Below are 300 nucleotides of genomic sequence, written 5' to 3' on the forward strand. Positions count from 1 at the left end.
AATTCAGTGAATGATGTTACACTGTACACATCGGAACCAATACCATATTCGGTTGACAGAATTTGTGCCGCTTCACGTACGTGACGTAAAATAGAGCCAGAACCCAGTAACTGAACTTTACCTTTCGCGCCTTCCAGAGATTCCAGTTTATAGATACCTTTACGGATACCCTCTTCTGCTCCAGCTGGCATTGCTGGCATATGATAGTTTTCGTTTAACGTTGTGATGTAGTAATAAACGTTTTCTTGTTTATCACCATACATACGCTCTAAACCATCTTGCATAATGACAGCAACTTCA

Annotated in this window: 1 pseudogene; it reads right to left on the reverse strand. The window is 40.7% G+C overall.

Features of this window, described 5'->3' with window-relative positions:
* Window positions 1-300: pseudogene (aceE, locus tag HMPREF2886_RS32730) on the reverse strand (pyruvate dehydrogenase (acetyl-transferring), homodimeric type); the annotation flags it as partial.

This window comes from Pseudomonas sp. HMSC066A08 (assembly GCF_001813025.1).
Classification (GTDB): Bacteria; Pseudomonadota; Gammaproteobacteria; order Pseudomonadales; family Pseudomonadaceae; genus Pseudomonas; species Pseudomonas aeruginosa.